Source organism: Nocardia sp. NPDC006630 (assembly GCF_040611495.1).
Lineage (GTDB): Bacteria > Actinomycetota > Actinomycetes > Mycobacteriales > Mycobacteriaceae > Nocardia.
Genome location: NZ_JBEXOK010000027.1, coordinates 1 through 14576, shown reverse-complemented (window position 1 = coordinate 14576; position 14576 = coordinate 1). Strand labels below are relative to the sequence as shown.

Here is a 14576-nt window from a genome sequence, read left to right as displayed (position 1 = left end):
GTGGAGACCTGCACGCGCAAGCTCGAAGCAGTCAAAACCCGTTTCGTCGTGGAAACCACCAGCCGCGGCCTGGCCCAGCGTGGTGGTGTCGCGTCCCCGAAGGTGTTCCTGCGTCAAACCCTCGGCATCTCCCGCGCCGATGCCGCCTCCCGGGTCAGCATCGCGGTAGAGACCGGTCCGCGCATCGTCTCGGGCGTGGAGCTCGAACCGACCCTCGCGCACGTGGCCGCCGCGCATCGCGACGGGGTGATCGGTGTCGATCATGTGCGTCGGATCATGACGGTGATGAACCGGTTACCCGGCAGCCTCGACACCGATGTGCGTGAAGCCACCGAACTGCAGTTGACCGAATTCGCCCCTTCCGGGTACCCGGAAGGGTTGCCGGTCATGGGCGAAGTGCTGCTGGCCGGGTTGGATCCGGACGGGAAATTGAGTTCGGAGGCGGATCGGGACCGGATGCGCGGGCTCACCCTCGGTGCCGAACGCGCCGACGGGATGTCGCCGTGGAACGGGGAGATCAACCGCAAACTGCGGTCGGTCCTCGAGCCGATGTTCGCGAAACTGGCCCGCCCCGGTATGTGCAACCCGAAAGACCCTGACAGCCCGTGGGTGTCCGAGCACAAGCTCACCGCGCAGGAGTTGGCCGCGTGTGTCGAGCGTGATACCCGTACCCCCGCCCAACGCAATCATGATGCGTTGCTGGCGTTTCTGCGGCCGGAGTTCGGTGGCCCGGCCAAGTTGGGTAAGCATCGGGGGTTGCCGGTGTCTGTGATCGTGACGATGAGCGTGGCCGATCTGGAAGCCGAAGCCGGTGTGGCGACGAAGGCTTCGGGTGGGATCGTGTCGATCCCCGAGGCTCTGGAGTTGGCAGTGAAGTCGAACAAGTATCTGGCGGTGTTGAATCCGGTGGGGTTGCCGCTGTATTTGGGTCGGGGTGAGCGGTCGGCGGATCTGGATCACCTCCGCAGCTCCTCGGGTATCGAGAGCGGCCTCGCGTGTGAGTCCCGTTCGGGGAGCCTCGACCACGACTCCCACGACTCCCACGCCTCGAGCACCGAGAGTGGCATCCAGCTCAGGTCTGGGTCGGCGAGCCACGGCGCAGGCACTCGACCCCCGTGCTTGGTGTTCGGTCCACGCACGTTCGGCCCCGACCGGGTTCCCCGGTTGGCCAGTGCCGCGCAACGATTGGCGCTCATCGCTTCGGAGAAGGGGTGCACCCGGCCCGGGTGTGACGCCCCGGCGACGATGTGCGCGGTGCACCACATCACCGAGTGGAGCAACGGCGGGCCTACCGATATCGACAACCTCACCCTGGCATGTGATCACTGCCATGCCCAAGTTCATGACGGGCCCGGTGGGTGGAAAACCGTGGTCATGGGGCCGGATTCGGAGTTCGCGGGGCGGACCGGGTGGATCGGGCCCCCGCACATCAACCCGACCGGGGAACCACAGGTCAATCACCTGCATCACCCGCTCGAGCTGAAAGCTGCTGCCCTGGCGCGGATCCGGGACCGCAACGAACGAGAGTGGCAGCACAACCGTCAATAGGCCGCCACCCACCCGCTAACACCTGTTCCACCGCCGGGGCTCCTGCCCGCCGGTGCTACAGGCCGTTGCGCGGGAGGGTGTTTCGGCTTCTCTGTCTTCTGGTTCTTGGTCTTTCGGCTTTTGTCTTTTCGGGGTTTGTCTCTGAAACCGGACCACAGCCGGTCACCCCGTCCGGGACCGCAGGTTCCTTCCCTGCTGGGGAGCCAAGGTCGGGTACCCCACCCGAGGTCACCAGCACGGCCATCTCGGGCCCTGCCCGCACCCGGAGACCCACCACCGCCCCTCGACGCAACCAACCCAGGTGCACCGGCTCATCTCGGCCTCGAATCCCCCTAAAGCCAGGCACCGCACAGCCCTTCCCGACCGCACAGCAGGTGTACGCACGGCGCAGACCCCATAACCGCTGTGCCGCGCAGAGACCCGCTGTTCCCTCGCGAGTTGCCTAGGTCTTTGACGCCGAAACGGTCAGTGCACCTCGGATTTCCAGCCTTCGGGGCTACGGACCGCTACCCCGACTCGGCTCCTCAGCGTCTCCCAGGGTTCCCACGCTCCTTCCTGCTCTGCGGTACACCTGGGGAGCGATACCCTTACGACGCCGCGGACTCGCTATCTCCCAGTCCCGGAATCCACTTCTCGGCCAGCGCGATGAACGGGCCCTCGGCGTCGAGTTGAGCGCATATCCCTACTACTCCCCCGAGAACCCTTCCGAGCATTGCGTATTCGGGCCGGTCGGCGGGTGCGCGCATGGCGCGAGCATTGATGAGGGAGATGTTCTCGGGCTCTAGTGAGCGGGCTACCTCTTCCTGGAGGAAGGCGCGGGTGAAGTGGAAGTCGTGGCCGTTGATCTGGGTGAGGATGGGGGTGATGCGGCGCTGGAGGGGAGGTATTTCGATGGGGGCGCCGGGCTTCACGAAGCCCTCCTCTCGGAGAGCCTGCTCCATACCCACGTAGTCCTCGGTCAGTGCGCAGCGGGCCAATCGGCCTACGGCGCGGGGAATTCCGTTGGGGGTCACGGCGCATGCGCCGAAATCGATGATGCCGAGGCGGTTGTCCGGGCGCAGTTGGAAGTTTCCCGGATGCGGGTCGCAGTGCAGTAGACCGGCGCGGGAGGGCGAGCAGAGGGCGAACTCGGCGAGTAGGAGTCCGGCGCGATTGCGTTCTGGGCGAGCACCATTGGCGATTATGCGGGACAGCGGCATGCCGTCCATCCATTCGGAGACCAGGACCTTGGGTGCGGCGGCCACCACGCGGGGGATGAAGAATTGCGGGTCGCCGGCGAAGGCCTTGGCGAAGCGGCGCTGGTAGGCGGCTTCGATGCGGTAGTCGAGTTCGTCGTCGGTGCGGGCCAGGAACTCTTCGATGAGCTGGCGCGCATTGGTTCCGGCGAGCAGGGTGTTGAAGGCGCCCGAAACCATCTGCAGCATTTTGAGATCCGCGCGCAGCGACTCCTCCGCCTCCGGATACTGCACCTTCACCGCGACTTCGCGGCCGTCGTGCCAGACCGCCCTGTGCACCTGGCCGATACTGGCCGCGGCGATGGGCTGGTCGTCGAAGTGCAGGAAGCGCTTGCGCCAGGCCGTGCCCAGCTGCAGGTCGAGCATGCGGTGGGTGTCGGCCACCGGCATGGGCGGGGCCTCCTGCTGCAATCGGGTGAGCGCCTCGCGGAAGTGGTCGGCGAAGCGCGGGGGCACGGCCGCCTCGGCGACGCTGAGGGCCTGGCCCAGCTTCATGGCACCGCCCTTGAGCTCACCCAGCACCGCGAAGACCTGATCCGCCGCGGCATCGAGCATCTCGTCGGTAATGCTGCCGCGTTCCGCGCCCGACAGCAGTCCGCGCCCGGTGGCGGCCACGCGCTGCGCCATGAGCGTCGCGGGAATGCTCGCCACCTTGGCCATGCGGGCGATGCCTTTTCTTCTCAGTCCGGCCACGTTGCCGATCCTTTCCTCCGGCGCGCCACCCCGAGCCCGCCCGACGCCCCCGTCCCAGACAGTGTAGGCGCGATTTCCGGACCGGTCGATCACGTGCAGGTCACCTGCGGTGTCAGCCCAACCCGATGACCGCCGATACCGCGCGATGATCGGGGCCCGGGACACTCAGGACCGACGGGTCGGTGACCGTCACGCCGCGTCCGAGAATGTGGTCCAGCCGGGCCATCGGGAAGGATGCGGGCCAGGTGAAGCCGGCACCCGAGTGGTTGTCCCGGTAGCCGGGGGCGAAGCCGGACCAGTGCCGGTCGGTGCCGGCGGTATTGAAGTCACCGACGACCACGACACGGTCTGCGCTTTCCTTGCTCAGCGCCCGCGACAGGATGCTCAGGCCGTTGTTTCGAGTTGCGGTGTCGCCGGGCCGGATCGACGGCAGGTGCACGACGTACACGACGAGTTCTCCCTGGGGAGTGGCAATGCGGGTGCGTAGCCCGCGATGCCAATCAACGCCTACGTCGACGGCACTGGTGTCCGAGATCGGGTATCGGCTCCACAGCCCGACGGTGCCGAGTTCGTCGTGATAGCGATAATCCTCGTCCAGGATGCGCAGCACCGCTTCACGATTGGTGCCGCCGAGCTCCTGTACCGCGATGATGTCGGCATTGGTGGCAGCGAGCGCGCGGGCGGTGGCGACAGGAGAAGTGTTGGCGGCGAACAGGTTCTGCGAGACGACACGAACCGATTGCGATGCCGGAACCGTTCGGCTCGGCGGACCGGGCGCCCACCACGATCCGAAGAGGTAGGCCCAGGCCATCAGCGGAACCAAGGCGGCGACCGCACCGGCCGGGCAACGGCACAGGACAGCGAGAACCGCCAGCACCGGGATCAGTGCGCCCAGCCACGGGGCCGCGGTATCCACCGCGACGCCGAGACCGCCGATATCCGGGATTCTGGTGTGCCCGATCAGCAGCAGTGTGAGAAGTGCTGCCGCACCGATGAATACGACGGTCTTGCCGTTTCCGGTACGACTGGTCACCTCTGGCAGCTGATTCACTGGGCCGGGCACAGTCGTCGCGGCGTCTTGTCGCCCTTCAATTGCGCATCCACGCACCCGCCGGGCAGACCGCCGGAATCGACGGTGCCGAAATTGGCGGTGACCGTGAGTCCGCCGTCACCGAAGACAGTGCGCTGCACCAGGTGGTCATCGGTGAGCCAGCGGAAGTCCGTCATCGGCAGCGTGCCCGCCGCCTGGTGCAGTGGGGCGAAGAACTGTTGCAGGCGTGCGATTTCGGGACCGTGCGCGGTCACGGTGGCGCGGTCCAAGGCGAAGTTCAGCGGGGTATTGCTCAAGATCGCGGTGAGGGCGCGCATAGTCTGCTGTTGCGGGAGTTTGTAGTACGACAGCTCCCAGCGGTCCACATTGACCAGCGAGTCGTGCAGGACGGCTTCGTACAGCGGTACGCGGTACGCGGGATCGAACATCGACTGCACCACGTTCGCGGGCAGGTCGACCGGCTTGAAGAACACCTGCGGCGCCTGCTCCGGGTAGTACGCGCCCCAGACCTGACGATTGCGCTGGAGCATCCAGATCTCATCCGAAATCGGGTTCTGCGCACCGTGATCGAACGCCAGAACGGGGGCCGCCCAGGCACCTGCCGCCTCCGATCCGAGCACCTGCCCGCGCTCGGCGAGCCAGCGCATGCGGTCGAGGCGGTTGGCGCGGTCCTGCTGCTGATTCATGGGATGCGCGGCGGTGTAGTCGTCGAAGAAGTCACCGGCGGCATCGACGTCGAGGAAGTAGGTGTTCGCGCCGTTGTCGGACATCTGCGCGTAGCGATCCTGGTACAGCTTCGGATCCTGTTTCAGCGCTTGCGAACTCACGTAGCAGCCGCGGCCACCGAAACCGTTCTCGGGATTGCCGTCGGCATCGCGGACACAGCCGTCCGGCCAGATCCCGCCGGGCCAGCGCGAGCCGGGATTGTCGGCGGTGGCAGCGTCCTGGGCGTTGTCCCACGAATCGTAGGGTCCGGCAAGGTATCCGGCGTTCTTCGCGGCGGCGATCGCATCCGCGGTCATCGGGTGGTCATCGGCGTCGTAGCCCAGCCACATATGACTCAGCCCGAGATCGTGCATCTGCGCGATGGCCTCGGGGCTGCGGCCGTCGCCCCACAGGTAGGCGTGAAAAGCGCCCAGCAGCTTGGTGATCTGCGGATTCTGCTTGATCTTGTCCGTCATCGAGACGAATAGGCCGCGCTTGATCAGCTCGTCGCGGTAGTCCTTCGCGGCGGCGACGGGTGACCCGTCCGTGAGTGCGAAGGTCACCGAGTAGTCGCGGGTGCCCGCACGCTCGTCGAAGTCGTGTTCGGCGCTGGAGAGCAGCTTGCCCGCAGCCGAATTCACGGTGAGGCTGCTGCCGATATCGGTGGGCACGATGTAGCTGACACCACGAGCGCCGAGGGTGTAGCCCCAGAACGGCATGGTCAGGCCGGAGGTCAGGGCGAGGGGTTCGCCGATGAGTCCGGTGCCGGGGCCGTTCCAGAACGGGTCTCGCACCGGCAGCGACAGGCCCTCGCCGCGCGGGATCTGGAGGGCGGTCGCGCTCGCATCGCCGCCGGTGATCGGCCAGGTGAGTTTCGAGTCGCGGTCGCTGTGCACGGTGATTCGCAGACGATCGTCCTCGGTGGCCGCGGTCACCGACAGTGCCCGATCCGGGTAGGTCCAGTGCGCCTGGGTGCCATCGATTCGCACCGGGCCGGGTGCGCCCAGCCGATCAGCCGCCGGAGCGGACAGTTCGACGCTGTGTCCGCCGGTGGTCGCAGTGACCGCCAGCGAAGTGGTGTCGACGTTCGCACTGCCGCCGCCCATTGGGATAACCACCCGATTGCCATCAACCTTCGGGCCAGCGGCCGTCGTGGCCTGGCCGCAGGCCGTGAGCGCGGTGGCCGTCAGACTCAGCAGCGCGATCACGGCCACGGCTCGAGGCGATCTCCGAAGTCTCATGGTCGCCACCATGTCGGCCCGAAATGAGAGTCCGATGAGAAAGCGCAGGCAGAGGTAGTACGTATAGTCCGGGGAGTGCGGGTACTGGTGGTCGATGACGAAGCGGCGGTGCGGGAGGCGCTGGTGCGCGCCCTCGACAGCGAGGGATACGAGACCCACTCCGCGGTTGACGGCGGTGGTGCGCTGGAGGCGATTGCCCGATGGCAGCCGGAGGTGGTGGTGCTGGATGTGCTGATGCCGTTCATGGATGGGCTGACGGCCTGCCGCACGCTGCGCGGTCGCGGTGATCGCACCCCAATTCTCATGCTCACCGCGCGTGATGCCGTGGCCGACCGCATTGCCGGGCTCGATGCGGGCGCCGACGACTACCTCGTCAAACCGTTCGATCTGGAGGAGTTGCTGGCCCGGGTCCGGGCGCTGGTGCGGCGCACCTATCCCGAGGACGGCGCGGTGCTGTCGGCAGCGGATCTGATCATGGACACCACCGCGCATACCGTGCGCCGCGCCGGGCGCGAGATCGAGCTCAGCCGAACCGAATTCGCGCTTCTGGAAGTGCTGCTACGCAATGCGGGACAGGCGCTGCCGCGCGAGACGCTCATCGACCGGGTGTGGGGCCACCATTCGTCGAATTCGCTCGAGGTCTATATCCGCTATCTGCGGCGCAAGATCGAAACCGCGGGGGAACCGCCACTGATCCATACGGTGCGCGGGGTGGGTTATCGGCTGGGCGCAGCGTGAAGCAACTCGGGCTGCGCGGGCGGATCGCCGTATTCTTCGTGCTGGCAATGGCTTTGGCGCTCGCGGGTATGGGCGCCGCCGCGTATGCCGTGACCGGGCACGAATTGAACAGTGCGCTGGATCTGGGGCTGCGGCGGCAGGCCACCCGGATAATTCGGCAGTTTCCGGTCGAACCGCAGGTGGCCGCCATGTCGGGCCCCTGCGAGTATCTGGCCGCACCGAGCTGTGTGCAGGTGGTGGCGGCCGACGGGGCCATCGAATCCGAGCATGCGGACGGCGCCACGCTGCCGATCGATGCCCGAACACGTGCTGTGGCAACAGGTTCGGCGGACGGGTACTTTTCCGATATCACTCTCGCCGGCTATCGCATGCGCATGTACACCGCACCGCTGCGGCCCGGGAGCGCCGTGCAGGTGGCACAGCGCTCCGAAACGGTCGACACCGGTTTGCGGCGAGTGGGTATCGCACTGCTCGCCGCAGCGGCAGCCGGGACGCTGCTGGCGGCGGCCATCGGTACGGTGCTGGCGCGGCGTGCACTGGCGCCGGTGGCGGCATTGACCCGGGCGGCCGAGCGGGTGGCGCGCACGCGAGATCCCAACGAGCACATCACGATTACGGGCTCCGATGAGCTCGCCCGGCTGGGCACCAGTGTCAACACCATGCTCGACGAACTCGACGCGGCGCTCACGGGTGAACGCAATTCCCGGGCGGCACAGCAGCGTTTGATCGCCGATGCCTCGCACGAGCTGCGCACGCCGCTCACCGCGCTGCGCACCAATATCGATCTATTGCGCCGTTCCGCGCGCTTGACGCCAGGCCAGCTCGATGACACCGTCGCCGCGCTGCGGGTGCAATCGGAGGAGCTGTCGGGGCTCGTCACCGATCTCATCGATCTCGCCCGCGCGGACGATCCGGCCGCGCCCCACGAAGTCCTGGAAGATCTGCGGCTCGACACATTGGTCGCGGAGCGAGTGGAAACTGCCCGAAGGCATTGGCCCGCAATCACCTTCGATGCGCGACTCGAGCCGACCACAGTCCAGGGCGCGGCCGCCCGCCTGGCCCGCGCGGTCACCAATCTGCTCGACAATGCCGCCAAGTTCAGTCCGCCCGGCGCGACCGTTCACGTTCGGTTGAGCGACCGGCAACTGACAGTTCGCGATTCGGGCGCGGGCATAACCGCCGAAGATGTACCGCACGTCTTCGACCGCTTCTACCGCTCCCCCACCGCCCGCACCACTCCCGGCCACGGTCTCGGTCTTGCCATCGTGGCGCAGGTCGCCGAACTGCACGGCGCGGAAGTCGGCGTAGTCTCCGAACCCGGCCGAGGATCCGAGTTCCGCCTCGCCTTCCCCGGCTGATCCTGCGCGGCGGACGCGAAATATCGTGGCGAGCATCATCGATCGGTTCGCCGACTCTGCGGCACGCATGGACATTCGAGGCCCGGTGGCACAAGCCCAGCCGCGCTCTCGACGACTACGAATTCCGCACAGCGCTCGGCACTACTCGGGCCTGAGCTGGGCGTCGCAGGCCTGCCACGCCTTAGCGGAGAGGTACTGCTTCGCGCCCGCGAAGAGCGCGTGCAGCGCCGCACCGTGTTGCGCCGCCAGGGCCTCATTGTGCGCCATGACGTCCAATTCGTTGGCCGCGGTGATCTCCAGAAAGGCGCTCATCGCAGGCGTCGGCGGGCGGGAATCCGCACCGGTGAAGCGGTCTCGGAACAGCACGGGGGAGGTGGCGAGGCGCGGATAGACGAAGCCGCGGTCACAGCTGCCGTAGAAGTAGACCAGGGCCTCGGCCTGATTGCCGATGAGCGCGGCGAGGGTGGCGCGCTCGGGCAGTTCGAGCAGGGATTGCGCGAAGCCGTCGGTGCCGTAGGCGGCGTGACACAGACCCGCCAGCTGGATGTTCTCGTCCGCATCCCATTCGGCCAGCACATCGGCCACCCGGATCAGATGCGCCAGCAGGGTACCGCCGGGGTGCGGTATGCGGTCCGCGCCATGGCCGGCCAGAAACTGCTCCGCATGAGCGCGTCGAAACCCGTTCCGCCCGAATGCTTTCACGCCTCTCAGTTTGCGCCCTGCACGGGCGCGACCGCTACTGGCTGCTGTTCGGCTGATCCAGCAGGCGGCGATGCAGTTCGGTGGTCATCTGATGGATGGCGCGGGTGAGTTCGGTATTGGTCTTGAGTTCCAGCTCCTGCTCGGTGAAGTCGTGATCGGCCTTCATCTGCTGGAATTCGGCCTGCCGGTTCTGGCCGATCATGACGAAGGTCGACAGGAAGATCGCTTCCAGGGAGACGACCAGCGTGAGCGTGGGCCACGGCGACTTCTCGACCAGCAGCATCCAGAGGGCGAATCCGACGGCGTGGATGTAGACGAACAGCATGGAGCCGGCGAATTTGGTGATCCAGTCCGCGACGCGCAGTTGCAGATTCGCGGCGCGCTGTGCACGCAGATTGATGACGGCGGGGTGGTGCATGGGCTGCGACGACTTCGTCACGGAAGGTCTCCTGAGCGGATCGGCGGCGGGCTGCTGCCGGAATCGTAGCCGCATGTCAGGGCTCCGGAAGCCGCCCGCAGGCGGGCACGTGCGTCGTGGCCGCCGCCGTCACCGTCTACACCGCTTCGGGCACCCGCGCGCGCACCCCGCGTGCCCGGTATTCCTGTGGCGGACAACCCTTCCAGCGCCGGAAGGCGCGAATGAAGGACGCCGCCTCCGCATAACCGAGGCGGGCCGCCACCTGCTCGGTCGTCATATCGGTATGGTCCAGCAGCTCCTCGGAGAGCAGTTGCCGGACCTCGTCCAGCAGGGCCCGGAAGGAGGTGCCCTCCTCATTGAGCCGCCGCGACAGCGTGCGCGGACTCATGAACAGTTCCATCGCCACCGCGGCCTGGTCGGGTACCTCACCGGGATTGCGCACCAGCAGGTCGCGCACCGACCCGGCAACGCCCGTGCGGGCCTGACGGCGGGCGAGCAGATCGCGGCACAGCTGTTCGCAGGTGCTGCGGGCCCACTCATTGGCTTGGGGCAGCGGCACATCCAGATAGGAGCTGTCGAAGACGGCCACATTGGCGGGTGCGCCGAAATTCGGTTCGACACCGAACACCTCCCGGTGCCGGGAGGTATCGGACGGCGCCTGGTGCCGGAAGGCGATCCGATGGAACGGCACGCCCGTCGGGTACAGCTCCCGGCCGATCATCTGGATACCGGTCACCACCCGCTCGGCGAGAAAGGCCCGGACATCCTCGGGCACCTCATGATCGTCGAAGATCAGCCGCGCCTCACCGCCGGACTCCTCGAAGTCGATCTGCCCGAAGGCGAAAGCGAGTCCGACGTACCGCAGGGCCACGGCCACCGCATCGCGCAGCGTGTGGCTGGCCAGCAGCGCCAGCCCCCACGGTCCGTACAGCGAGATGTGATAGCGGCTACCGGCTTCGATGCCGAGTCCGGGTTCGGAGCCGAAGCGAGCGAGCAGGTTGCGCACGACGGTGAGTTCCTGACGTGCGGTGACCTCGGAGTCCGGGTCGATCACGGCGGCGGGTGAAATACCTGTCCCGGACAGACAGACCGCAGTAGGCATTCCGCGTTCCTCGGCGAGCTGCGTCATAGCGTGCACGCTGGATGTATTCCTCGGCAGATCCCATTCGAACATATACCTGTAGTCCTCATCGACTCCACAACAACAAGTGTTTCCGGCGGTATCGGGTTGACCTCGGCCGCCGGGCCATTTGCTGATCCTGCCGTGTCTGGGTCAGTTATTCCAGTGGCTGGGCCAAATTTCTGCCGTCAGGAGTCGCACCCGACGGACATCACCATCGCCTGTGCCGACGCAGATCTGTCCGTCGCCGGGACCGATCGGGAGAGCTGGACCGGCGATTCGGCGCGCAGGACGGGCACACAAAATCGCCATATTTGCGAACCTTCCTGCGCGACAGGCACACATGAATCGCTACCGGTTCCAGTCGAACCGACCGACCCGGTCGACGGCTACTTCAGCCGGATCACGGTGGCCGCGGCCGACCTGCCCGCGCCGACCTACCCCTGCCCAACCAGGGCAATACCTCCCCGGCGGTCTCGTTTCCTCACGTAACAAAGCATTTTCGCCCGCGATGGGATACGCATCCGGTTTGCCGGATCGGTGACTACCCGAGGGAAGCTCCAGCATGAATGCACACACTCTCCTGTTAATGCCTGTTCTGGCCCTCGTGGCCTTCGGAATCGGTGTGTGGCTCGGTGTTCGCTCGACCATCTGCGAGCGTCGGCGGCGACGTGCCGAAAGCGAACCCGCTACCGTGCTGATACATGAGCGCGAATTCGACTCGAACGGTGGTAGTTACCGGCGCATCGTCCGGTATCGGTAAGGCGACCGCAGCGGCCTTCGCGGCGCGCGGCCACCAGGTCATCGGCACCAGTCGCGATCCGAGCTCGATCGCCGAGGCGGACCGCGTGCCCGGCGTCGAGTACCGGGCCCTGGATCTCACCGACGCCGCATCCATCGCAGGTTTCACCGCCGCGCTGGGTGAGGTCGACGTGCTGATCAACAATGCCGGTGAAAGCCAGGCCGGTCCGCTCGCCGAGCTGCCGACCGAGGCGATCGAACGCCTCTTCCAGCTCAATGTGTTCGGCGCAGTGACGCTCACCCAGGCGGTGCTGCCCGGTATGCGCGCACGCGGCTATGGGCGGATCGTCATGGTCGGATCGATGCTCGGCAGTTTTCCCATGCCGTATCGCTCGTCCTATGCCGCGGCCAAGGCCGCGCTGCGCGGGTTCGCCACCGCGGCCCGCTTCGAGGAGTCGCCGTTCGGCGTGTGGATCACCACCGTCGAACCGGGGCAGATCGATACCGGGCTGCGCGAGCGGCGGACCAAGTACATCGACGAAGGTTCCGCGCACACAGCGGAATTCACGCGGTTCATGGCCAAAATGGATGAGAAGCAGGGTCAGGGCATCGCACCGGAAAAGGTGGCCGCGACGATCGCCGGGGCGGTCGAGGCCGATCGGCCGAAGCCGCTGTACGCGGTGGGGAGCAATGCACCGCTCATGTTCGCGGTCCGCCGGCTGGTCCCGCGCACGGTGATGGAACGGCTCATCGCGGCCTCCTACGGACTGAAGCGGTAGTGCACGCCGGTCATCCGCTCGGACTCCTCCCACAGCCGCGCCCCCAGCTCGGGGTCGCGGGCGAGTGGACTGGGCTCGTGTAGTACCGGGTATCCCTTGGTGCGTCCGGTGGGCCCGAAGTACTCACCGCCGCGCACACCCGGATCGGTGGCCGCGCGCAGGGACGGCAGGGAGCCCATCTCGGTCGTCTGCGTGACCAGACGCGAGAGGGGGCGCAATGCGGGGTGCGACAGCAGCCTTGCGGTGGGCCCGAGATTGCGGTTGAAGTCCGAGGTTGCGACTCCGGGGTAGGCGGCCGCCGCGACGAGCGTCGTACCCGCGCCCGCGAGCTGTCGCTGGAGTTCGAAAATGAACAGCAGGTTCGCGAGTTTGGATTGACCGTAGACATGCATGGGTTTGTACTCGCGGTGTTCGAACCCCAAATCGGCCAGTTCCACAGTGGTGCTGCGATATCCGGAGGCGCGGCTGCTGACCGACACCACCCGCCCCGCCGGCGCCAGCAGGTCCAGCACCAGACCGGTCAAGGCGAAGTGCCCGAGATGGTTGGTGGCGAAGGTGGTTTCGAACCCGTCCACGCTCACCGAACGCACGCGGGTCAGCGTTCCGGCATTGTTGATCAGCACATCGATCCGCCCGAACCCGTCGTGCAACCGGGCCGCCGCTTCCCGTACCGAGGCCAGTGACGCCAAATCCATTCGCAGCACCGGCAACTGGGCCCCGGGCACCTGCGCGCGGATGCCTGCCGCGACGGCCTCGCCCTTCTCGATCGAACGACAGGCCAGCACCACCGTCGCCCCGTGCGCCGCCAGCTGCCGTGCGGTCTGCGCCCCGAGTCCGGCGCTGGCCCCGGTCACCACGGCAACCCGCCCGCTCATATCCGGTATGTCAGCCGCAGTCCAAACCATTCCCGACGATAACCCGCCGCTCACGTGAGTTTCAGGTCCCGGCCGATGATTTCGCGCATGATCTCGGAGGTGCCGCCGTATACGCGGGTGACGCGGGCGTCGGCGGCGGCGCGGGCGATCGGGTATTCGCGCATATAGCCGTAGCCGCCGAAGAGCTGCTGGCAGCGGTCCAGGCAGCGGAACTCCATTTCCGACGCCCAGAGTTTGGCCTTGGCGGCATCGGCGGGGGTGAGGCGGCCGGCATTGAGTTCCAGGACGCACCTGTCGATGAAGGCTTCGGCCACCGAGACCTCGGTCGCCACATCCGCGAGCACGAACTTGGTGTTCTGGAAGCCGCCGATGGGCTGGCCGAAAGCCGTTCGGCCGCCGACATATTCGATGGTCGTGCGCAATCCGGCGCGAGCCCGCGCCAGACATGCCACCGCGATCTGCATGCGCTCCTGCGGCAGGTTCCGCATCAGATATTCGAATCCGCGCCCCACCTCACCGAGCACATTCGCCTTCGGCACTTCGACGTCGGTGAAGATGAGCTCCGCCGTGTCCTGCGAATGCAGTCCGAGCTTGTCGAGATTGCGCCCACGCTCGAACCCCGCCATACCGCGCTCGAGCACCAGCAGGGTCACCCCTCGATGCCGGTCGGGCGAGGTGCGTACTGCGGTGATCACCAGATCCGCGTTGATTCCATTGGTAATGAACGTCTTTGCGCCGTTCACCACGAAGTGCTCACCCATATCCACCGCGGCCGTGCGTATCCCGGCCACATCCGACCCCGCCCCCGGCTCGGTCATCCCGATGGCGGCAATGCTGGTTCCCGCCACGAACCCCGGCACCCAGCGCTCCCGCTGCTCCGGCGTGGTCAACTGCGTGAAGTACGGCGTGCAAATGTCATTGTGCAGCGCGAGATTCAGCCCCACCCCGGCACAGTCCGCATCCATGAACTCCTCGATGAGAATCTGATTGAACCGAAAATCCGCCACCCCCAATCCCCCGTACTCCCGGGGCGCCGCAAACCCCACCAACCCCAGCTCCCCCGCCCGCGCGAACACCCCCCGCGGCACAATCCCCGCGTCCTCCCACTCCAGATAATGCGGCGCCACCTCCTTCCGCACAAACCCCCGCGCCAGTTCCGCAAACGCCCGGTGATCATCCTCATAATGCCCACGTTCCATACCCCCATAGTCCAGCCTCCGCACACTCGGATACCAGACAATCGCGGCCAGGATCGAGCTGATCGCTACTGTTGGGGTGGGGAGTTTCGGATTAACGGTGGATCCGGTCTCGGTGTGGGTTAGTTTCCGGTTGGGTGGATCCGGCCTTCGAAGGTGATCGCGAAGGCGTTGAG

The 14576-nt window shown here is 66.7% G+C and carries 12 protein-coding genes; 4 read left to right on the top strand and 8 right to left on the bottom strand.

What is annotated here, in order from left to right; genetic code table 11:
• A partial coding sequence (locus ABZX86_RS40165) for a DUF222 domain-containing protein (RefSeq protein WP_355131722.1) occupies positions 1–1548 on the top strand: 1548 nt, incomplete at its 5' end.
• A gap of 587 nt (positions 1549–2135) precedes the next feature.
• Here ABZX86_RS40165 and ABZX86_RS40160 read toward each other — a convergent pair.
• From ABZX86_RS40160 to ABZX86_RS40150, 3 genes are all read right to left on the bottom strand, one after another.
• Positions 2136–3476 carry an AarF/ABC1/UbiB kinase family protein gene (locus ABZX86_RS40160; RefSeq protein ID WP_355131720.1) on the bottom strand — a complete coding sequence of 447 codons (1341 nt, stop codon included), beginning with the start codon at positions 3474–3476 and terminating at the stop codon, positions 2136–2138.
• 112 nt (positions 3477–3588) lie between these two features.
• A complete protein-coding gene (locus ABZX86_RS40155; protein WP_355131718.1) occupies positions 3589–4509 on the bottom strand; it encodes an endonuclease/exonuclease/phosphatase family protein in 921 nt (306 codons plus the stop codon).
• 14 nt (positions 4510–4523) lie between these two features.
• A complete protein-coding gene (locus ABZX86_RS40150) occupies positions 4524–6446 on the bottom strand; it encodes a glycoside hydrolase (protein ID WP_355131716.1) in 1923 nt (640 codons plus the stop codon).
• A 102-nt stretch (positions 6447–6548) separates the two neighbouring features.
• Between ABZX86_RS40150 and ABZX86_RS40145 the strand changes: the two genes are divergently transcribed.
• Entirely contained in the window at positions 6549–7211 is a 663-nt protein-coding gene (locus ABZX86_RS40145; RefSeq protein WP_355131714.1) for a response regulator transcription factor, read from the top strand.
• A complete protein-coding gene (locus ABZX86_RS40140) occupies positions 7208–8569 on the top strand; it encodes a HAMP domain-containing sensor histidine kinase (RefSeq protein ID WP_355131712.1) in 1362 nt (453 codons plus the stop codon). The genes ABZX86_RS40145 and ABZX86_RS40140 overlap by 4 nt, the downstream gene beginning before the upstream one ends.
• 141 nt (positions 8570–8710) lie before the next feature.
• On the opposite strand, the gene ABZX86_RS40135 is transcribed toward ABZX86_RS40140, so the two are convergent.
• From ABZX86_RS40135 to ABZX86_RS40125, 3 genes are all read right to left on the bottom strand, one after another.
• Positions 8711–9271 (bottom strand): DUF6817 domain-containing protein, encoded by a 561-nt coding sequence (locus ABZX86_RS40135; RefSeq protein WP_355131710.1) that lies wholly within the window; start codon positions 9269–9271, stop codon positions 8711–8713.
• Between the two features lie 34 nt (positions 9272–9305).
• Positions 9306–9710, bottom strand: coding sequence for a DUF1003 domain-containing protein (locus ABZX86_RS40130; protein ID WP_355131708.1), 405 nt, complete (start codon positions 9708–9710; stop codon positions 9306–9308).
• A gap of 115 nt (positions 9711–9825) precedes the next feature.
• Positions 9826–10818, bottom strand: coding sequence for an AraC family transcriptional regulator (locus ABZX86_RS40125; protein ID WP_355131706.1), 993 nt, complete (start codon positions 10816–10818; stop codon positions 9826–9828).
• Positions 10819–11513: 695 nt separating this feature from the next.
• Here ABZX86_RS40125 and ABZX86_RS40120 point away from each other — a divergent pair.
• Positions 11514–12329, top strand: coding sequence for an SDR family oxidoreductase (locus tag ABZX86_RS40120; protein ID WP_355131704.1), 816 nt, complete (start codon positions 11514–11516; stop codon positions 12327–12329).
• Here ABZX86_RS40120 and ABZX86_RS40115 read toward each other — a convergent pair.
• Together ABZX86_RS40115 and ABZX86_RS40110 are read right to left on the bottom strand one after the other, a co-directional pair.
• Positions 12311–13204 carry an oxidoreductase gene (locus tag ABZX86_RS40115; RefSeq protein WP_355131702.1) on the bottom strand — a complete coding sequence of 298 codons (894 nt, stop codon included), beginning with the start codon at positions 13202–13204 and terminating at the stop codon, positions 12311–12313. The two genes, ABZX86_RS40120 and ABZX86_RS40115, sit on opposite strands and share 19 nt — an antisense overlap.
• A gap of 50 nt (positions 13205–13254) precedes the next feature.
• Entirely contained in the window at positions 13255–14403 is a 1149-nt protein-coding gene (locus ABZX86_RS40110) for an acyl-CoA dehydrogenase family protein (protein ID WP_355131700.1), read from the bottom strand.
• Between the last annotated feature and the right edge of the window lie 173 nt (positions 14404–14576).

Excerpts from the sequence above, each read along its gene's own strand:
- ABZX86_RS40110 (WP_355131700.1), bottom strand. The coding sequence starts at position 14,403 with ATGGAACGTGGGCATTATGAGGATGATCACCGGGCGTTTGCGGAACTG.
- ABZX86_RS40115 (WP_355131702.1), bottom strand. The coding sequence starts at position 13,204 with ATGAGCGGGCGGGTTGCCGTGGTGACCGGGGCCAGCGCCGGACTCGGG.
- ABZX86_RS40125 (WP_355131706.1), bottom strand. The coding sequence starts at position 10,818 with ATGACGCAGCTCGCCGAGGAACGCGGAATGCCTACTGCGGTCTGTCTG.
- ABZX86_RS40120 (WP_355131704.1), top strand. The coding sequence starts at position 11,514 with ATGAGCGCGAATTCGACTCGAACGGTGGTAGTTACCGGCGCATCGTCC.